The organism is Amycolatopsis heterodermiae (genome assembly GCF_034929455.1).
Lineage (GTDB): Bacteria > Actinomycetota > Actinomycetes > Mycobacteriales > Pseudonocardiaceae > Amycolatopsis > Amycolatopsis heterodermiae.
Window position 1 is genome coordinate 862,800 of record NZ_JAYFSI010000002.1, and the last position, 18,382, is coordinate 881,181.

At 73.3% G+C, this 18,382-nt stretch carries 18 protein-coding genes; 13 read left to right on the forward strand and 5 right to left on the reverse strand.

Translation table 11 applies throughout. The features are described from left to right. Positions 1–10: 10 nt before the first annotated feature. Entirely contained in the window at positions 11–856 is an 846-nt protein-coding gene (locus VA596_RS14335) for an alpha/beta hydrolase (RefSeq protein WP_323327114.1), read from the reverse strand. Between the two features lie 155 nt (positions 857–1,011). On the opposite strand from VA596_RS14335, the gene VA596_RS14340 reads away from it, so the two are divergent. Further along, positions 1,012–2,241: a hypothetical protein gene (locus tag VA596_RS14340; protein ID WP_323327116.1), complete on the forward strand. Its 1,230-nt coding sequence runs from the start codon at positions 1,012–1,014 to the stop codon at positions 2,239–2,241. A gap of 2 nt (positions 2,242–2,243) precedes the next feature. On the opposite strand, the gene VA596_RS14345 is transcribed toward VA596_RS14340, so the two are convergent. From VA596_RS14345 to VA596_RS14360, 4 genes are all read right to left on the reverse strand, one after another. Next, the gene (locus VA596_RS14345; RefSeq protein WP_323327118.1) at positions 2,244–2,483 is read right to left on the reverse strand and encodes an ArsR/SmtB family transcription factor; all 240 of its coding nucleotides are present in this window, start codon (positions 2,481–2,483) and stop codon (positions 2,244–2,246) included. A 171-nt stretch (positions 2,484–2,654) separates the two neighbouring features. Next, a complete protein-coding gene (locus VA596_RS14350; protein ID WP_323327120.1) occupies positions 2,655–2,855 on the reverse strand; it encodes a hypothetical protein in 201 nt (66 codons plus the stop codon). A gap of 38 nt (positions 2,856–2,893) precedes the next feature. Beyond that, positions 2,894–3,292: a DUF6010 family protein gene (locus VA596_RS14355; protein ID WP_323327122.1), complete on the reverse strand. Its 399-nt coding sequence runs from the start codon at positions 3,290–3,292 to the stop codon at positions 2,894–2,896. 88 nt (positions 3,293–3,380) lie between these two features. Next, positions 3,381–5,159 carry a flavin-containing monooxygenase gene (locus VA596_RS14360; protein WP_323327124.1) on the reverse strand — a complete coding sequence of 593 codons (1,779 nt, stop codon included), beginning with the start codon at positions 5,157–5,159 and terminating at the stop codon, positions 3,381–3,383. A 98-nt stretch (positions 5,160–5,257) separates the two neighbouring features. Here VA596_RS14360 and VA596_RS14365 point away from each other — a divergent pair, with 98 nt between their 5' ends. The 12 genes from VA596_RS14365 (at position 5,258) to VA596_RS14420 (ending at position 18,374) form a co-directional block, all read left to right on the forward strand. Next, positions 5,258–6,241: an SDR family NAD(P)-dependent oxidoreductase gene (locus VA596_RS14365; protein ID WP_323327126.1), complete on the forward strand. Its 984-nt coding sequence runs from the start codon at positions 5,258–5,260 to the stop codon at positions 6,239–6,241. Then, on the forward strand, positions 6,238–7,125 hold the full coding sequence (locus tag VA596_RS14370) for an alpha/beta hydrolase (RefSeq protein ID WP_323327128.1): 888 nt from the start codon (positions 6,238–6,240) through the stop codon (positions 7,123–7,125). Before VA596_RS14365 ends, VA596_RS14370 begins: the two co-directional genes overlap by 4 nt. Before the next feature lie 15 nt (positions 7,126–7,140). Beyond that, entirely contained in the window at positions 7,141–8,025 is an 885-nt protein-coding gene (locus VA596_RS14375; RefSeq protein ID WP_323327130.1) for an alpha/beta hydrolase fold domain-containing protein, read from the forward strand. A 27-nt stretch (positions 8,026–8,052) separates the two neighbouring features. Next, positions 8,053–8,688, forward strand: coding sequence for a TetR/AcrR family transcriptional regulator (locus VA596_RS14380; RefSeq protein WP_323327132.1), 636 nt, complete (start codon positions 8,053–8,055; stop codon positions 8,686–8,688). Positions 8,689–8,811: 123 nt separating this feature from the next. Then, the gene (locus VA596_RS14385) at positions 8,812–10,278 is read left to right on the forward strand and encodes an amidohydrolase family protein (protein WP_323327134.1); all 1,467 of its coding nucleotides are present in this window, start codon (positions 8,812–8,814) and stop codon (positions 10,276–10,278) included. Beyond that, positions 10,275–11,405, forward strand: a complete 1,131-nt coding sequence (locus tag VA596_RS14390; RefSeq protein ID WP_323327136.1) for a M20 family metallopeptidase — start codon at positions 10,275–10,277, stop codon at positions 11,403–11,405. The genes VA596_RS14385 and VA596_RS14390 overlap by 4 nt, the downstream gene beginning before the upstream one ends. Before the next feature lie 31 nt (positions 11,406–11,436). Next, complete coding sequence (locus VA596_RS14395) at positions 11,437–12,321, forward strand: GNAT family N-acetyltransferase (RefSeq protein ID WP_323327138.1); 885 nt, start codon at positions 11,437–11,439, stop codon at positions 12,319–12,321. After that, a complete protein-coding gene (menC, locus tag VA596_RS14400) occupies positions 12,318–13,421 on the forward strand; it encodes an o-succinylbenzoate synthase (protein ID WP_323327140.1) in 1,104 nt (367 codons plus the stop codon). Before VA596_RS14395 ends, menC begins: the two co-directional genes overlap by 4 nt. Positions 13,422–13,541: 120 nt before the next feature. Continuing rightward, positions 13,542–14,927 (forward strand): serine hydrolase domain-containing protein, encoded by a 1,386-nt coding sequence (locus tag VA596_RS14405; protein ID WP_323327142.1) that lies wholly within the window; start codon positions 13,542–13,544, stop codon positions 14,925–14,927. Next, on the forward strand, positions 14,924–15,811 hold the full coding sequence (locus VA596_RS14410; protein ID WP_323327144.1) for a serine hydrolase: 888 nt from the start codon (positions 14,924–14,926) through the stop codon (positions 15,809–15,811). The genes VA596_RS14405 and VA596_RS14410 overlap by 4 nt, the downstream gene beginning before the upstream one ends. Further along, the gene (locus tag VA596_RS14415; RefSeq protein ID WP_323327146.1) at positions 15,808–17,397 is read left to right on the forward strand and encodes an ABC transporter substrate-binding protein; all 1,590 of its coding nucleotides are present in this window, start codon (positions 15,808–15,810) and stop codon (positions 17,395–17,397) included. The genes VA596_RS14410 and VA596_RS14415 overlap by 4 nt, the downstream gene beginning before the upstream one ends. Then, positions 17,394–18,374, forward strand: a complete 981-nt coding sequence (locus tag VA596_RS14420; RefSeq protein ID WP_323327148.1) for an ABC transporter permease — start codon at positions 17,394–17,396, stop codon at positions 18,372–18,374. Before VA596_RS14415 ends, VA596_RS14420 begins: the two co-directional genes overlap by 4 nt. Positions 18,375–18,382 lie beyond the last annotated feature (8 nt).

Here is an 18,382-nt window from a genome sequence, read left to right on the forward strand (position 1 = left end):
CCTGCGGCTCTCAGCCGAGGCGTTCGCGCAGGAAGGCGAGGCCGGATTCGGTGGCCTGCTGCAGTTTCTGCCTGCTGTAGAAGTGGCCGGCGCCGTCCAGCCGGATGAGGTCGGCGTCGGCCCCGGCCCGCCAGTACGCCGCGACGAGCGCCTCGCTGTGCGCGATCGGGATGCCGAAGTCGTCGGTGCCGTGCACCAGCTGCAGCGGCGCCGCGGTGGCCGAGACGTGCAGCAGCGGGCTCGCCGACGCGTCCGGCCGCCAGTCGTGCGGGTCGTGACCGGTGCGGTGCAGCGACGTCCCTTCCGGGGGCGGCGGGATGTGCGTGAAGTCCGTCGGGGGACTCCACGCGACGGCCGCGGCGAGCCCGCTCGGCTCGCCGGTGACGCCGAGGTCGCCTTCCAGCTCCGCGTGGCCGGCCGTCACCGCGAGCATCGCGGCGAGGTACCCGCCCGCCGAGTGGCCCCAGGCCGCGACGCGTCCGACGTCCACGCCGAGTTCGGTGCCGTGCCGCCGGATCCACCGGACGGCGGCCTTGACGTCGTGCAGCTGGGCCGGGAAAGCGGCTTCCCGGCCCAGCCGGTACTGGGCCCGAGCGACCGCGAAACCGTTGGCCACCAACGTTTCCGTGACGTGGTCGCCGATCCGGCCGTGCTTGTGGGAGCCGGCCGCGAGCGCGCCGCCGTCCAGGAACACGACCACCGCGGGCGGCGCCCCGGCCGGGACGACGAGGTCCAGCAGCAGCGGCCGGTAGCCGGGCAGGGGCGCGACGAGCGCGTCCCGGTAGGTCACCCGCGTTCCGGCGCGCTCGGCTCGGGGGAGGGCGAACGCGGCGAGGGGAGCACGGGGCGTGAGCACGGGACCACTATCGGGACCCGGCCGGGGTGTGGCGAGCGGTACCACGATGCGGGAGGAATGCCGGGTTCGCCCCGGGCTGTCCCCGGAGGCCGCTCGCGGAGTCGTACAAGTGCCGTTGTACGAAATTTTGACCGGCGCGTGCGGCAATGGCGCCCATGCGAATTCCCCGAGTGCTTCTTCTCGTGCTGGCCGTGGTGGCCGGCGCGCTGGTGCTGCCCGGTACGGCGAGCGCCGCCTACAGCGACCCGCTGACGACCACGGCCAAGCAGAACCTGGTCTGGCACGCGACCCCGGCCGCCGCGCTGACCGCGCTGGACGACGCGCTGCCGAACGTCAGCCTCAACACCGTCGTCAACGACCCGAGCTACGCGATGACCGGCTGCACCGGCGCGGAGAAGGCCGCGCTGCCCAAGGCGCCGGCCGCCACGAAGTCGCTGTGCTGGGACGCCGAACGCGCGGGCAGCACGACCTGGGTCCCGCAGGGCATCACGACGTCCGGTGACGCCGACGACGACGGCCTGTGGGGCGCCGACAAGATCATCCTGTCCGGCTGGCACGGCACCGACGCGCTCGGCCGCTACGACGACGCGCGGATCCAGGCGGTCAACTACGACACACCTGCCTCCGCCGCCCACCGGATGCTGTACCTGGCCGTGCCGAACAGCACCGGCAGCACCTTCTCGGCGGCGAAGGCCCACATGGGCGGGATGGCCTGGTACGGCGACAAGATCTACGTCACCGCCGTCGGGAACACCTCCACCGCGATCCGGGTGTTCAGCACCCAGCACATCCTCCAGCTGACCGACACGACGTCGAACGCGATCGGCAAGACCTCGGGCGGATATGCGGCGTACTCGTACAAGTACGCGATGATGCAGGTCGGCTACTACACCTACGCGGGCGGCACGTGCAGCATGGCCTCCGACACCGGGGTGCCGTGCTTCTCGTCGATTTCCCTGGACCGCAGCACGAGCCCGGCCAGCATCGTCACGACGGAGTACTTCTCGGACCAGAGCCGGCACGGCCGGCTCTACCGCTTCCCGATGGGGGCGGACTACCTGCTGTCCGGGACCGCGACGGAGGCGTTCCGCAGCTCGGTGGGCAACATGCAGGGCGTCCTGTCCCACGGCGGCAAGTGGTACGTCGCCCACAGCTCGGCCACGATCAACGGCCAGCTCTGGACCCAGACGACGACGCAGAGCACGTCGGTCACGTGCGGCTCCACCGCGGCCTGCTGGGCCGTCCACCCGGAGGCGCTGACCTACGACTGGGCGACGGGCCTGGTCTGGTCCCAGTCGGAGTGGTCGACGGCGGACTGCACGGCGCAGAGCCAGACCTGCGGCCGGTCGGTGTTCGCGGTGCCGCTGTCGTCGCTGGCGGCCTGAGTTCAGGGGTCGAGCGGGGCCAATCCGAGCGCCGTGACCAGGTAGCGGACCTGGCGCTCGGAACGTTCCCGCTCGACCAGCCCGCTTTCGCGCAGGACGCCGAAGTGCGGGGATACGGCGCTGGGCGTGACGCCGAGCGCCTGGGCCAGGTCGGTCGTCGTCGCCGGGGACCGCAGTGCCTCGAGCAGCCGGACCGTGCGGCCCGGCGGCGTGCAGGCCGGTGAACAGCTTCGCGCTGCCACCCGCGGCGAGCTGCCGGGCGCGGTGCCCGACGTCGGCCTCGAGCATGGCCGGGATCCGCGGCCGGCGGCCTGGTTGCCCGCGGGTTCGGGCTGCGCGTGCCGCACCTGGTCGCAGCCGTGGGGGCACAGGTGGCGGCGGTGCCGGTCCTGGTGCGGGGCCTGCCTGAGCCCTCAGCCGGAGTGGCCGCAGGCCAGCGTCGGCGCGCCGGCCAGGGCGGTGCACGCCGGGCACCGCGTCACCGGGCGGTCGCGGCGGCCCCAGTACGGGTGGGTGGCGCCGCACAGGGCCGTGACGCGCTCGCCCGGCTGGGGGTCCGGGTGGCACCTGGGGCAGTAGGCGTGCGCGGCGCGTTCGACGTCGGTGCTGGTCATGGGCACCGGTTACCCGCGAGACCCCGGCGGCAACCACGTCACCGGGTGACGAGTGAACGCAGGGGTGTCAGCACCGAACGGCCGCCCGTGAAGCACCAGATGGCGATCACCGGGTCGCAGAGCGCGCAGCCGAACGACGAGTCGTGGGCGAAGGGGAGGATCGGCTGGCCCTTCAGGTGGTGGACGACGTCCCAGCCGGTGTGCAGGAGCCAGCCGATCCCGATGAACGTCCACGAATCGAGCCCGCGGAAGGCGACGTAGGTCATCACCGAGCAGAACACCAGCTCCCACGGCCCGAGCGCGCCGCCGGAGAGGTAGGCCGCGCCGGCGCCGGCGATCATCACCGCGTTGAACCGCCGCCGGTGCGGCTCGGGGATCAGCGAACCGAGCAGGACGTAGACGACGCCGATGAGGATCGGCAGCAGCACAGCGGTCATGGCCGTCAACGCTAGGAACCCGGTCGGGCACCGGCCAGTGGCTGTTCTGCCAGCCTCCACCGGATTCTCGCCAACGACGCCAAGCGGTTCACATGACCTCGTCCATCCCGCCGTTCTCCCGCCACGCGGCCAGCAGCGTGTGGAAGGCGATCGGCCCGTCGCCGAACGACTGGCTGCGTTCCCGCGGCCTGCCTTCGTTGTTGTAGTAACCCGGCGTGCAGTCGAGCTGGAACTGGTAGCGGTCCGGGGCCTTCTCGCTGATCGTCGCCACCCACGCGGCCTCGGCCGCCGCGGTCGGCTCGACCAGGGACGCCCCGCGCTTGCGGGCCTCGGCGACGACCGCCCCGATGTGGCTCGCCTGCTCGTCGAGGACGTGGACGAAGTTCACCGAGCTGGCGTTCTGCAGCGGCCCGAGGTGAAACAGGTTCGGGAAGCCGTGGCTCGCGAAGCCGTGCAGCGTCCGGGGTCCGTGGCGCCAGTGCTCCAGCAGGGAGACGCCGTCGCGGCCGACGATCGGCAGGCGCCCGGCCAGGACGTCCGAACCGCCGACCGAGAACCCGGTCGCGAAGATGATGCAGTCGGCCTCGTACTCCCGGCCACCGGCCACGACGGCCCGTTCGGTGACGGCCTCCACACCGCCGCTGTCGGCCGTGTCCACCAGGGTCACGTTGGGGCGGTTGAACGTCTGGAGGTAGTGGTCGCTGAACGTCGGGCGCTTGCACATGTAGCGGTACCAGGGCTTGAGCGCCTCGGCCGTGGCCGGGTCGGTGACGAGTTCGCCGACCCGGTCGCGCAGCTCGTTCATCTTCCGGAAGTCGGCCAGCTCGTGGACGTCGGCCGGGACGTCCGCGTAGGCGTCGGTCGCGACCAGGTCCTTCAGCAGGCGGGCGCTGCCGGTCCAGCCGTCGGCCACCAGGTCCTCCTCGGCCCGGCCGCCGGTGACGACGGTGAGGAAGTTGTCCCGCCGCCGCCGTTGCCAGCCGGGCGCCAGCGACGCGGCCCACTCCGGATCGGTGCGCCGGTTCCCCCGGACGTCCACAGTGGACGGCGTCCGCTGGAAGACGACCAGTTCCTGCGCTTCCCGGCCGAGGTGGGGGACGACCTGGATGGCCGTCGCCCCGGTGCCGATGAGGGCGACGCGCTTGTCGGCCAACCCGGTCAGGTCGCCGTCGGCGGTGCCGCCGGTGTAGCCGTAGTCCCACCGGCTGGTGTGGAACGTGTGCCCGGTGAACGTCTCGATGCCCGGGATGCCCGGCAGCTTCGGGTGGTCGAGCGTGCCGCTGGAGACGACGACGTAACGCGCGCGGATCTCGTCTTCGCGGTCGGTGCGGACGAGCCATTCGCCGTCGTCCCAGCGCAGTTCGCGCACGGCGGTGCGGAAGCACGCGTCGTCGTAGAGGTCGAACGTCCGGCCGATCGCGCGGGCGTGCTCCAGGATCTCCGCGCCCGGCGAGTACTTCCAGCCGGGGACGTGGCCGACCTCCTCCAGCAGCGGGAGGTACACGTAGGACTCGATGTCGCAGTGGATGCCGGGGTAGCGGTTCCAGTACCAGGTGCCGCCGAAGTCGCCGCCCTTCTCGATCACGCGGATGCTCCCGACGCCGGCCTGGCGCAGGCGCGCGGCGGCGAGCAGGCCGCCGAACCCGCCGCCGACCACCACGGCCTCGACGCGGTCGTGCAGCGGCTCGCGCACGAGGTCGCCTTCGACGTACGGGTCTTCGGCGTAGTACCCGAACCGGCCGGCAGGCCGCTGGTACTGCGCGCTGCCGTCGGGCCGCAGGCGCCGGTCGCGCTCGGCGCGGTACTTCGCGCGCAGGGCGTCCGGGTCGAAACCCAGGTCGGCGGGCAGGGACGGGGTGGGGGACATGGGTGCCCTTCCGGGTTCGGTGATCGGCTCACCTCCAGGTAACCGAGTTCGGGAACTTTGGTCAAGCAGTTGCTTTAAAAGTGCGGTACGCTGTCGCCGTGATCACCGCGGACACGCCGATCGGCGAGTGGGTTGCGCACCCCGAAGGCGGCCCGCTCATCCGGGCCCTGCTCGCCGGCGCGGGCTTCGACGAGACCGTGCTCGCGCCGATCAGCCAGGTGCCGCTGGGGCAGCTCGTCGCGCTCAGCCAGGGAAAACTCGGCCAGGACGTCGTCGACGACCTCGTCGCGCGCGCCAACGGCGGGGTCGTCCCGGCCGCGACCGGGACGCGGGAGCGGACCGTCCCCGGCCGGTTCGAGGGCCGCACGGTGGTCGTGACCGGCGCCGCGTCCGGCATCGGCCGCGCCACCGCGTCCCGGATCGCGCGGGAAGGCGGCCGGGTCGTCGCGGTCGACGTCTCGGCCGGGCGCCTAGACGAGTTCGCCGCGGAGACGCCCGAGCTGGTCCCGGTCAGCGCGGACATCACCGGCACCGCCGGGATCGAGCGGATCCTGGCCGCCGCCGGGACCCGGATCGACGGGCTGGCCAACGTCGCGGGGATCGCCGACGACTTCTCGCCCGCCCACGAGGTGACCGACGAGCTGTGGCGGCGGGTCTTCGCGGTCAACGTCGACGGCACGCTCGCGCTCATCCGCGCCGTGCTCCCGGCGATGCTGGAGGCCGGTGCCGGCTCGATCGTGAACATCGCCTCCGAAGCCGCGTTGCGCGGTTCGGCGGCCGGGATCGCTTACACCGCTTCGAAACACGCGGTCGTCGGGATCACCCGGAACTGCGCGGTGATGTACGGGCCGCACGGCATCCGCGTCAACGCCGTCGCGCCGGGCGGGGTGGCGACCGGCATCGGGCAGAGCGCGTCACCGTCGGCGTTCGGGCAGGGCCGGCTCGGCGCGTTCTTCGGGCTGATGCCGCCGATCGCCACGGCCGAGCAGCTGGCCGCGTCGATCACGTTCCTGCTGAGCGACGACGGCGCGAACGTCAACGGCGTCGTGCTGCCCTCCGACGGCGGGTGGTCGGCCCAGTGAAGCTCGCCGAGATCGCGCCCGAGCTGCGCGGAAGGGCGCGGTGGCTGCCCCGCCTGCCGCTGGAGCGCCCTTGGGGGCTGTGGCTGGTGCGCCGGACCACGGCCCTGATGGGGCCCGTGGCGGTCCCGGACGTCGACGTCGAGGTCACACCCGGGTGGCGGATCTACCGACCTCGCCGGCCGCGGTCCGACCTGACGCTCCTGTGGATCCACGGCGGTGGCCTGGTCATCGGCACCGCCGTCGAAGGCGACGCGTTCTGCGGGGAAACGGCGCGGGAACTCGGGATCACCGTGGTGTCGGCCGAGTACCGCCTCGCGCCCGAGAACTCGTACCCGGCCGCGCTCGACGACTGCCACGCCGCCTGGACCTGGATCCGCGAGAACGTCGCCGAGCCGGGCCGGGTCGTCATCGGCGGGCAGAGCGCCGGTGGCGGGCTCGCCGCCGCGCTCGTCCAGCGCCTGCGCGACGAAGGCGCGCGGCCGCTCGCACAGTGGCTGTTCTGCCCGATGCTCGACGACCGCACCGCCGCCCGGCGCGACCTCGACGCGCGGCGCCACCGGGGCTGGGACAACCGCCTCAACCGCTTCGGCTGGCGCGCCTACCTCGGCCGCGAACCAGGGGCGGACGTCGTCCCGCACTACGCCGCGCCCGCCCGCCGCGAAAACCTGGCCGGGCTGCCGCCGACCTGGATCGGCGTCGGCGACATCGACCTGTTCCACGACGAAGACGCCGAGTACGCTCGCCGGCTGCGCGCGGCGGGCGTCGACACGACCGTCCACGTCGTGCCGGGCGCGCCGCACGGGTTCGAGTCCTGGGCCCCCAAGACCGGCTTCGCCCGCGAGTACCTGGGTACCGCGCGGAAGTGGCTGGGCAGCTTCACCTGACGCTGAGGAGTGCTCATGTCGGTTCTCGCGGTACCCCTGGTCGCGGACACGCTCGCGCGGCTCTTCGGCGCGATCCCGGCCGCCGGGGTGCGGCCGCACCTGCGGTTCCCCGAGATCCCGGGCCGCACGCGCGAGGTGCGGGTGCCGACCCGCCACGGCGAGGTCGAGGCCACCGTCTACGCGCCGCCGTCGACGCCGGGCGGGGTGTACGTCAACGCCCACGGCGGCGGGTTCGTCGCCGGCCGCCGGACGGGCGACGACCCGTGGTGCCGCTTCCTGGCCGAGCACGCCGGGGTGACGGTGGTGAACGTCGAGTACGCGCTGGCCCCGCGGCGCCGGTTCCCGGTGCCGTGCGAGCAGGTCCACGACGTGCTGCGCTGGGCCGCCGCCGAGTGGCCCGCCGCGCGGCTGTGCGTCGGCGGGCAGAGCGCGGGCGGCTCGCTGGCCGCGGCGGCCGCCCGGCTGTCCCTGCGCGACGGCGGCCCGGACCTGGCGCTGCAGGTGCTGCACTACCCGCCGATGGACCTCGTCACCGCCGCCCGCGACAAGCCGGCGGCGCGGTCGGTGGTGATCAAGCCCTGGATGGGCGAGATCTTCGACACCGCCTACGTCCCGGACGCCCGGCGCCGCACGGATCCGCTGGTGTCCCCGGCCTGGGGGACCAACGGCGACGGCATCGAGGGCATCGCGCCGGCGGTCGTCGTTACCGCGGAGCTGGATCGGCTGCGCGCGGAAGCCGTGGCCTACGCGGGAAAGCTCGAGGCGGCGGGTGCGCTGGTCGAGCACCGCGACGTCGCGGGCGTGGACCACGGGTACAACCTGATCGGCGCGTCGGCCGAGCTGACGCGCGAGCTGTACGAGTTCTTGGCCGGGCACGTCCGGCGGGCCGTGGCTCCGTAAGGTGAGGGCCGTGATCGGGGTGATGGGATGAACGTGAAGGCGGAGCGCGCGAGCGCCACCCGGGAGAGCATCCTGACCACGGCCGAGCGGCTGTTCGCCGAGCACGGGGTGCAGGTGGTGTCCAACCGGCACATCAGCGAGGCCGCGGGCCAGGGCAACAACGCCGCGGTCAACTACCACTTCGGCACCAAGACCGACCTGGTCCGCGCGATCGTCCGCAAGCACTCCGAGCGCGTCGAGCGGCTGCGCGCGGAGGTCGCCGAGGCCATCGACGGCCCGGGCGAGCTGCGCGACTGGGTGGCCTGCCTGATCCGCCCGACCACGACGTACCTGCGCGAGCTGGGCTCCCCGACGTGGTTCGCCCGGTTCACCGCGCAGGTGCTGACCGACCCGGCGCTGCGCGCGATCATCGCGGAGGAGTCGATGGCCTCCCCGGCGCTGGCGAAGGTGGTCGCGGGCCTGAACCGCAGCCTGTCGGTCCTCCCGCCGGACGTCCGCGCCGAGCGCGGCGACATGGCCCGCCAGCTGATGATCCACATGACGGCCGAGCGCGAGCGAGCCCTGGCGGAGGACACCCCCACCCCCCGCGCCACCTGGGACGACGCGGGCACGGGCCTGATCGACGCGGTCACCGGCCTCCTCCTGGCCCCGGTGACCGCCTAGCCCCGCGTTCGTCCGCGCGGATGGACCGGGGCCGCCCGGTTCGTCGTCGCGGACCAACGGTGCCGCCGGAAAGCCTCCTATCGTCGCCACGACCCCAGTACGTGACGACGAGGAGGCGCAGCGGTGCGGACACTCTTGCGGGGCGGCCGGGTCGTCGACCCCGGGACCGGGTTCGACGGGGTCACCGACGTGCTCCTGGACGGCGGCAAGGTCGCCGCCGTCGGGAGCGGGCTCGAGGCGGCGACCGTCGTCGACGTCGGTGGGCTGGTCGTCGGGCCCGGGTTCGTCGACCTGCACAGCCACGTCCACTCGATCGCCGGGCAGCGGCTGCAGGCGATGGACGGCGTCACCACCGCCCTCGACCTCGAAGCCGGGCTGATGCCCATCGAGCGGGCCTACACCGAGGCCGCGGCGGCCGGACGTCCGCTGCACTACGGCTTCTCCGCGTCCTGGAGCGCGGCCCGCGCGCAGGTCCTGGCCGGGATCGAGCCGGACGCGCAGATCGAGAGCGGCCTCGCCGTGCTCGGAAACCCGGCGTGGCAGCGGTCTTCGTCGGCGAAGGAACTGGCCGCCTGGCTGTCCCTTGTGGAGGGTGAGCTGGCCGCGGGCGCGCTCGGCATCGGGATCCTGATGGGGTACGCGCCGGCGACCGAGCCCGGCGAGTTCCTCGCCGTCGCCCACCTCGCCGCCCGGGCCGGCGTGCCGACCTACACCCACGTCCGCGAGCTGGTCGAGGTCGACCCGGCGATCCCGGTCGACGGCTCGGAAGAGATCGTCGTCGCCGCGGCCGAGACCGGCGCCGCGATGCACCACTGCCACGTCAACAGCACCTCCGGCCACCACATCGACCGCGTCCTGGCCACACTCGAGAAATCCCGCGGCGCGGGCTCCCGCGTCACCGTGGAGGCCTACCCGTACGGCGCGGGCAGCACGGCCGTCGGCGCCGCGTTCATCGACCCGGACCGCCTGCGGCTCAAGGGACTCAGCCCGTCGAGCGTGGTGATCCTGGAGACCGGCGAGCGCGTCGCGGACGCCGCCCGCCTGCGGCAGCTGCGCGACGCCGACCCCGGCGCGCCCTGCATCCTCGAGTTCCTCGACGAGGAGAACCCCCGCGACCGCGCGCTGCTGCACCAGGCACTCGCCTTCCCCGATTCGATCGTCGCGAGCGACGCGATGCCCGTGTACTGGAAGGACGGCCGCACCGAGACCACCGAGTGGCCGCTCCCGCCGGGCGGCACGACGCACCCGCGCACCGCCGGGACCTTCGCCAAGACGCTGCGCCTGATGGTGCGGGAGGCGGGGGAGTGGAGCTGGCTCGAAGCGTTCCGCCGCTGCTCCCACCTGCCTTCACGGCTGCTCGACGACGTCGCGCCCGCCGCCCGCGGCAAGGGCCACCTCGGGGTCGGCGCCGACGCCGACGTCGTGGTCCTCGATCCGGCCACGATCACCGACACCGCGACCTACGCCGACCCGACCCGGCCGTCCCGGGGCGTCCGGCACCTGTATGTCGGCGGGACTCCCGTGGTCAGCGACGGCGAGCTGCGCACCGGCGCGCTCCCCGGCAAGCCGCTGCGAGGTGAGCCGCGGTGAACGACCTCCTCGCCGACATCCAGGCCCTCGTCGAGTGCGAGTCGCCCTCGCAGGACCACGACGCCGTCGCGCGCAGCGCCGAGGTCGTGGCGGCGATCGGCCGCCGCCTGCTGGGCGCCGAGCCCGAGCGCCTCGTCACCGACGGTTGCACGCACCTGCGCTGGCGGTTCGGCGACGGCCCGCCGCGGGTCCTGCTGCTCGGTCACCACGACACCGTGTGGCCGCTCGGTTCCCTGCGGACCCACCCGTTCTCGGTCGAGGACGGCGTCCTGCGCGGACCCGGCTGCTTCGACATGAAGGCCGGCGTCGTGATGGCCCTGCACGCGGCCGCGGCGCTGGCCGACCGCAGCGGCCTGGCCATCCTGGTCACCGGCGACGAGGAGATCGGCGCGCCGTTGTCCCGCTCGCTGATCGAGGAGGAGGCCAAGGGCTGCGGCGCGGTGCTGGTCCTGGAGGCCTCCGCCGACGGCGGCGCGCTGAAGACCCGCCGCAAAGGCGTTTCCCAGTACCGGGTCGAGGTCGAAGGCCGGGCCGCGCACGCCGGGCTCGAACCGGAGAAGGGCGTCAACGCCGGGATCGAGCTCGCCCACCAGATCCTCGCGGTGGCCGCGCTGGCCGACCCGGATCGGGGCACGACCGTCGTCCCGACGGTGCTCACGGCCGGGACGACCGGCAACACCGTGCCCGCCGCCGCGAGCGTCGCGGTCGACGTCCGGGCGTGGGACGCCGCCGAGCAGGACCGGGTCGACCGGGCGGTCCGGAGCCTGAGCCCCGTGCTGGCGGGCGCGCGGATCCGGATCGCCGGGGCGGTCAACCGCGCGCCGCTGGACGCCGACGCGTCGGCGGACCTGTTCGAACTGGCGAACTCCCTGGCCGGCGGCACGCTCACGGGCGCGTCGGTCGGCGGCGCGTCCGACGGCAACATCACCGCGGGACTGGGGATCCCGACCCTCGACGGCCTCGGCGCGGTGGGCGGCGGCGCCCACGCCGACGACGAGCACGTCCGCGTTTCCGAGCTGCTCCCGCGCACCGCGCTGCTCGTCACGCTGACCAAGACGTTGCTGGCCAAGGGATCTTCGTCCGCCGCGACCAACACCGGGGGCGAATCCGGTGCGGGACAACGGTGACGCGCCGGCATTGTCCGGAAAGGATGGTCCCGTGACTGACGTTGTGACGAACACGGCCCCGTCCGTGCGGGACGAGGCGGCTGTCGCGGCCGCCACCGCCGCCGCGGCATCGGGCACCGAAGTCCGCGAGCTCACCGAGGTCGCCGAACTGACGGCCGCGGCCCTGCTCTTCGAGTCGATCTGGCAACCCGGGCCGGGCAGCCAGCCGGTGAACTCCGAACTGCTCCGCGCGATGGTCACGGCGGGCAACTACGTGGCCGGGGCCTTCGACGGCCCCCGGCTGCTCGGTGCCTGCTTCGGCTTCTTCGGCCGCCCGGCGAAAGCCGGGCTGCACAGCCACATCGCCGGGGTGCTGCCCGCCGGGCTGGGCCGGGGTCTCGGCTTCGCGCTCAAGCTGCACCAGCGGGCGTGGGCGCTGGAGCAGGGCGTCCCGGAGATCTCCTGGACCTTCGACCCGCTCGTGCGGCGCAACGCCCACTTCAACCTGACCAAGCTCGGCGCCCGTCCCGAGTACTACCTGCCGAACTTCTACGGCCCGATGCACGACACCATCAACGGCGGGGGCGACACCGACCGGATCATGGCCGCCTGGGACCTGGCGAGCCCGCCGGTGCGGGCCGCGGCGCTCGGCGAGCCGGCCCGGTTCGACGCCGTGGCGCTGCGGGCGCGCGGCGCGGCGACCGCGCTGACCGTCGGACCCGACGGCGGGCCGGTGACCGGGAGCGCGGACGCGCCGGTGGTGCTGGTCGCCGTCCCGCCGGACGTCGAAGCGCTCCGCCGGGCCGACCCGGACCTGGGCCGGTCCTGGCGCGTCGCGCTGCGGGAGGCGCTCGGCGGGCTGATGGCCGAAGGCGCCGAGGTCGTCGGGTTCGATCGTGCCGGTTTCTACGTCGTGGCAAGGGAGCAGTCGTCGTGAAACTCACTGGTGTGGAGCTCCTCCGGGTCCGGATGCCGCTGGTGTCCCCGTTCCGGACGTCGTTCGGCACGCAGGCCGAGCGCGAACTGCTGCTCCTGCGCGCGGTCACCTCCGACGGCGAGGGCTGGGGCGAGTGCGGCGCGATGGTCGACCCGCTGTACTCCTCGGAGTACGTCGACGGCGTCGAGCACGTGCTGCGGACCTTCCTCGTCCCGGCGCTGCTCGCGGCCGGCGACCTGACGGCGAACAAGGTCGCCCCGCTGCTGGCGAAGTTCAAGGGCCACCGGATGGCCAAGGCCGCCCTCGAGATGGCGGTGCTCGACGCGGAGCTGCGGGCGCACGGCGTGTCCTTCGCGACCGCCCTGGGGTCCACAAAGGACTCCGTGCCGTGCGGGGTCTCCGTCGGCATCATGGAAACCGTCCCGCACCTGCTCGACGTCGTCGGCGGCTACCTCGACGCGGGGTACGTCCGGATCAAGCTCAAGATCGAGCCCGGCTGGGACGTCGAACCGGTGCGCGCGGTCCGGGAACGCTTCGGCGACGACGTCCTGCTCCAGGTCGACGCGAACACCGCGTACACGCTGTCGGACATCCCGCAGCTCGCCCGGCTCGACCCGTTCGAGCTGCTGCTGATCGAGCAGCCCCTCGAAGAGGAGGACGTGCTGGGCCACGCCGAGCTGGCCAAGCACATCCGGACGCCGATCTGCCTGGACGAGTCGGTCGTCTCCGCCCGCTCGGCCGCCGACGCGATCCGGCTCGGCGCCTGCCGGATCGTCAACATCAAGCCGAGCCGGGTCGGCGGGTACCTCGAGGCGCGGCGGGTCCACGACGTCTGCGCCGCGCACGGGATCCCGGTCTGGTGCGGCGGGATGATCGAGACCGGGCTGGGCCGGGCGGCGAACGTCGCGCTCGCGTCGCTGCCCGGGTTCACGCTGCCCGGCGACACCTCGGCGTCGGACCGGTTCTACACCGAGGACATCACCGAGCCGTTCGTGCTGACCGGCGGGCACCTGCCGGTGCCGTCGGGCCCCGGCCTCGGCGTCACGCCGATCGCGGGCCGGCTCGCCGAGGTGACCACCGCGAAGAGCTGGCTCGCCTGACCGGTTCGTCCGCCGCGACGGAAGTTTCCCCCGGACTCGTCGGATTCGACGAACCGGCGGGGTAAGCGCAGGTCATAGCATCCCCGGCAACGCCGGTTCACCATCGGACGAGAGGCAACCATGTCGAAACTCACCGAGCTCGGGGCCTGGCTCGACGGCCGGCTTCCCGCACTGCTGGCCGAAAACCACGTGCCCGCCGCGGCCGTCGCCGTGTACGCCGGCGGCGAGGTCCTCGACCGCGCGGCCGGCGTGCTCAACCGGGCCACCGGCGTCGAGGCGGACGCCGACTCGGTGTTCCAGATCGGCTCGATCACCAAGGTCTGGACGGTGACCCTGGCGATGCAGCTCGTCGACGAGGGCAAGCTGGAGCTCGACGAGCCCGTCCGCAAGTACCTGCCCGAGTTCGTGCTCGCCGACGACGAGGCCGCCGCGCGGATCACCGTCCGGCAGCTGATGTGCCACACCGCCGGCTTCGAAGGCGACATCTTCACCGACACCGGCCGCGGCGCCGACTGCGTCGAGAAGTACGTCGCCACGCTCCACGACGTGCCCCAGCTCTTCCCGCCCGGCGAGATGTTCTCCTACAACAACGCCGCGCTCTGCGTGCTCGGCCGCGTCGTGGAAGTGCTGCGGGACAAGGACTACAACCAGTGCCTGGGCGATCACCTGTTCGTCCCCCTGGGACTGACGCACGCGGCGCAGAGCCCGTACGAGGCGATCCGGTTCCGCGCCGCGCTGGGCCACCTGACACCGGAGCCGGGCGCCGAGCCGGAGCCCGCGGGGATCTGGGCGCTGGCGCCGTCGAACGCGCCGGCCGGCTCGATGCTCGCGATGCGGGCACGGGACCTCGCGACGTTCGCCGGCATGCACCTGCGTGACGGCGAGGCCCCGGACGGCACCCGCGTGCTGAGCGCGGAAAGCGCCCGCGCCATGCGGGAACGCCGGGTGGAGCTGCCCGACCTCGGCCTGATGGGCGACGCCTGGGGCCTCGGCTGGTCGCTGTTCGACGCACCAGGCGGGGCCCTGATCGGCCACGACGGCAACACGATCGGCCAGGCGTCGTTCCTGCGGGTCGCCCCGGAGCACGGCGTCGCCGTCGCGCTGCTGACCAACGGCGGCGACCCGATCCCGCTCTACACCGAGATCCTCGGCCACGTCCTGCGCGAGCTGACCGGCATCGAAATGGCGCCGCCGCCGGTGCCGGACCCGGCCGCGCCGCGCGTCGACGCCTCCCGCTACGTCGGCGAGTACTCCTCGACGGTCGCGGACATCCTGGTCAGCCAGGACGACGACGGGCGCGTCTGGGTGGAGCGCGTCCCGAAGGGGATCTTCGCCGAGCTGAGCGGCCCGGTGAAGAGCGAGCTGGTCGCGATGAACGGCGACACGCTGATCCTCGCCGAGCCGATGCAGGGCATGTACATCCCGCACGCCTTCGTCGGCGACGACGGCACCGGGCACGCGCTGTACCTGCACACCGGCCGCGCCGACCGGCGGGTGCGCGCATGACCGGTGTCGAAGACGAGATCACCGCGATCTTCACCGCGGCGGGCGCGCGCGGCTTCGTCCACGCACGCGAGATCGGCGGCGGCCCCGCCGAAGTGGCCGTCGGTGCGGACGACCCGGTGGTGCTGGCGTCGGTGTTCAAGATCCCGGTCGCCGTCGCCTACGCCCGCGAAGTCGTAGCGGGACGCCTCGACGAGACCGAGCGCACCCGCGTCGGGAAGCGCTACCGCATCGGCGGGATCGGCACCGCCGGTTGCGAAGACGACGTTGAAATGTCCTGGCGGGATTTGGCACTGTTCATGCTGACCATGAGCGACAACGCCGCCACCGACGTCATTTACCACCGGGTCGGGCAGAACGCCGTCGACCGCGTGCTGGCCGACCTGGACCTCGGGCGGACCCGGCTGATCGGCTGCTGCGAGGACCTGTTCGCCTCGGTCATGGCCGACCTGGGCGCCGACGGTGACCTCGACGCCGCGTTCGCCGGGGCCACCCCCGAGCAGACGTGGAAGCTTTCGGTGCTCGACCCGGAGCGGACGTCGTCCTCGACGCCCCGGGAGGTCACCACCCTGCTCGACGCCGTCTGGACCGACCGCGCCGCCGAACCCGCGGCGTGCGAGAAGGTCCGTTCGATGATGGCGCGCCAGATCTGGCCGCACCGGATCTCGTCCGGCTTCGGTGCGGACGTCACGATCGCGGCCAAGACCGGCACCCTGCCGGCCGTCCGCAACGAAGCCGGCGTCGTGTCCTTTCCGGACGGACGCCGGTTCGCCGTCGCGGTCTTCACCCGCGCGGACTCGCTCGACGAACGGCAGCCCGCCGTCGACGCCGGGATCGGCGCGGCCGCCCGCCTCGCCGTGGACCACCTGCGGAAGGAAACCCCATGACCCCCACACGGACCGCGGTGGTCCTGCTGGGCGGGCTCGCCCTCGTGGCGACCGCCTGCGCGGGACCGGGAACCGCCGGATCGGGACAGACCCCGGTCGACGGCCAGACGTTCACCCTCGCCCTCGGCTCCGACCCGGGCAACCTCGACCCGCACATGTCGGTGCTGTCGGTGACCGGCCAGGTCGACAAGTTCCTCTACGACTCCCTGACCGAGCTGAGCGCGGACGGCAAGCCCCTGCCGGAGCTGGCCGAGAAGTGGACCGACACGTCGACCACCGCCGCCTCCTTCACCCTGCGCCCGGGCCTCACCTGCGCCGACGGTGCCCCGCTGACCGCCGCCGACGTCGCGGCGAACATCGTGTTCGTCGGCGACCCGGCGAACAAGTCGCCGTACGCCGGACTGACGGTCGCGCCCGGCACGAAGGCCACGGCCGACGAGGCCACCCGCACGATCACGGTCACCAGCGGCGCGCCGGACGCGTTCCTGCTCCGCAACATCGGCTCGCTGCCGATCGTCTGCGGCAAGGGCCTGGCCGACCGCAAGCTGCTGGCGAAGGGCGAGAGCGGCACCGGCCTGTTCGCCGTCTCCGAAGCCGTGCCGAACGACCACTACACGTTCACCCGCCGCAAGGACTACAAGTGGGGACCGGGGGACTGGAAGGCCGAGCCGGGCCTGCCCGACAAGGTCGTCCTGCGGGTCGTCTCCAACACCTCGACGGCGGCGAACCTGCTGCTCTCGGGTGAGCTCAACGCGGGGGTGATCATCGGCCCGGACCGCCAGCGCCTCGACGCGCGCAAGCTGTTCCACGGCGACTACAACGCGCCGCTGGGCGAGATCTTCTTCAACCAGGCCGCGGGCCGTCCCGGCGAGGACGAAGCCGTGCGGCGCGCGCTGACGCAGTCGCTCGACCTCGCCCAGCTGGGCAAGGTGCTGACCAGCGGCACGGGCAAGCCGTCGCAGGGCCTGGTCACCGCCGACCCCAAGGCGTGCTCGGGCGACACCGTCACCGGCAACCTGCCGTCCCACGACCCGGCCGCGGCCGCGGCCGCGCTGGACGCCGCGGGGTGGAAGGCCGGCGCGGACGGCGTCCGGGTGAAGAACGGCAAGCGCCTGACGCTGAACGTCATCTACGGCACCCAGCTCGGCCCGACGATGGCGCCGACGGCGGAGCTGTTCCAGCAGACCTGGAAGGCGCTCGGCGCCGAGGTCACCCTGAAGGGCGTCGACAGCCCGGGACTGTCCCAGGTGCTGTTCGGCACCGGTGAGTGGGAGGTCTCGCTCGGCCCGCTCGGGCTCACGCTGCCCAGCCAGCTGGTGCCGTTCGTGTCCGGCCCGGCCGCGCCGGACGGGACGAACTTCGGGCACATCGCCAACCCCGCCTACGACCAGGCCGTGAAGCAGGCCGCCGCGGCGAACGGCGAAGCCAGCTGCCCGACCTGGAACGCCGCGGAGACGGCGCTGATCAAGCAGGTGGACGTGGTGCCCTACATCGACTCCGTCACCGCCGTCTACGGCAGCGGCTCGAAGTTCACGATCAGCCAGGGCGCCATCACGCCGTCCTCGATCCGGATGTACGCGAAATGACCACGGCGGCGGCGCCCGCCGGCCTGCGGGGCAGCCCGTGGCCGGCGTTCGCCGGGCGCCGGCTGGCCCGCTTCGCCGTGTCCCTGTGGGCGCTGGTCACCGCGGCGTTCCTGATGATCCACCTGGTCCCCGGCGACCCGGTGCGGGCCGCGCTCGGGATGACCGCGCCCGCCGAGCTGGTGCGGGCGCGCCGCGCCGAGCTCGGCCTCGACGATCCACTGTGGACGCAGTACGGGCACTACCTGCACGGGCTCGTCACCGGGAACTTCGGTACGTCGATGGCGAGCGGGCAGCCGGTGACCCAGGTGATCGGCGACCGGCTGCCGGCCACGCTGCAGCTGGCCGCGCTGGCGTTCGTCGTGGTCGTCATCGTCGCCGTCCCGGTCGGGGTGGGCTTCGCGGTGCTGACCCGCGGCGGCCGCCGCCGCGGCACCGAGCTGGGCTTCACGTCGGGCAGCGTGCTGCTCGCCGCCATCCCGGACTTCCTGCTGGCGGTCGGGCTGGTCGCGGTGCTCGCCGTCGGCCTCGGCTGGTTCCCGGTCGCGGGCGGCGACGGCCCGGGCGCGTACGTGCTGCCCGTGGCGGCCCTGACGATCGGGCCGGCCGCGGTGCTCGCCCGGATCGTCCGGGTGGAGCTGCTCGCGGTGCTGGGCGCCGACTTCGTCCGCACCGCGCGGGCGAAACGGCTGCCCGCGCGGCTGGTGTACGTCCGGCACGCGCTGCCGAACGCGCTGACCGCGACGCTGACCCTGGGCGGGCTGATGCTGACCGGCCTGGTGGCGGGCACGGTGCTGGTGGAGAACGTGTTCGCCTGGCCGGGCCTCGGCTCGACGATCGTGCAGTCGATCCTGCAGAAGGACTACCCGCTGGTGCAGGGGATCGTGCTCGTCTACGGCATCGCCGTGCTGCTGGTGAACCTGCTGGTCGACGTCGTGCTCGGGCTGCTCGACCCGCGTTCGACGATCCGGGAGAGCTGAGGTGACGG

Excerpts from the sequence above, each read along its gene's own strand:
- VA596_RS14340 (WP_323327116.1), top strand. The coding sequence starts at position 1,012 with ATGCGAATTCCCCGAGTGCTTCTTCTCGTGCTGGCCGTGGTGGCCGGC.
- VA596_RS14350 (WP_323327120.1), bottom strand. The coding sequence starts at position 2,855 with ATGACCAGCACCGACGTCGAACGCGCCGCGCACGCCTACTGCCCCAGG.
- VA596_RS14355 (WP_323327122.1), bottom strand. The coding sequence starts at position 3,292 with ATGACCGCTGTGCTGCTGCCGATCCTCATCGGCGTCGTCTACGTCCTG.
- VA596_RS14360 (WP_323327124.1), bottom strand. The coding sequence starts at position 5,159 with ATGTCCCCCACCCCGTCCCTGCCCGCCGACCTGGGTTTCGACCCGGAC.
- VA596_RS14375 (WP_323327130.1), top strand. The coding sequence starts at position 7,141 with ATGTCGGTTCTCGCGGTACCCCTGGTCGCGGACACGCTCGCGCGGCTC.
- VA596_RS14380 (WP_323327132.1), top strand. The coding sequence starts at position 8,053 with ATGAACGTGAAGGCGGAGCGCGCGAGCGCCACCCGGGAGAGCATCCTG.
- VA596_RS14405 (WP_323327142.1), top strand. The coding sequence starts at position 13,542 with ATGTCGAAACTCACCGAGCTCGGGGCCTGGCTCGACGGCCGGCTTCCC.
- VA596_RS14410 (WP_323327144.1), top strand. The coding sequence starts at position 14,924 with ATGACCGGTGTCGAAGACGAGATCACCGCGATCTTCACCGCGGCGGGC.
- VA596_RS14415 (WP_323327146.1), top strand. The coding sequence starts at position 15,808 with ATGACCCCCACACGGACCGCGGTGGTCCTGCTGGGCGGGCTCGCCCTC.
- VA596_RS14420 (WP_323327148.1), top strand. The coding sequence starts at position 17,394 with ATGACCACGGCGGCGGCGCCCGCCGGCCTGCGGGGCAGCCCGTGGCCG.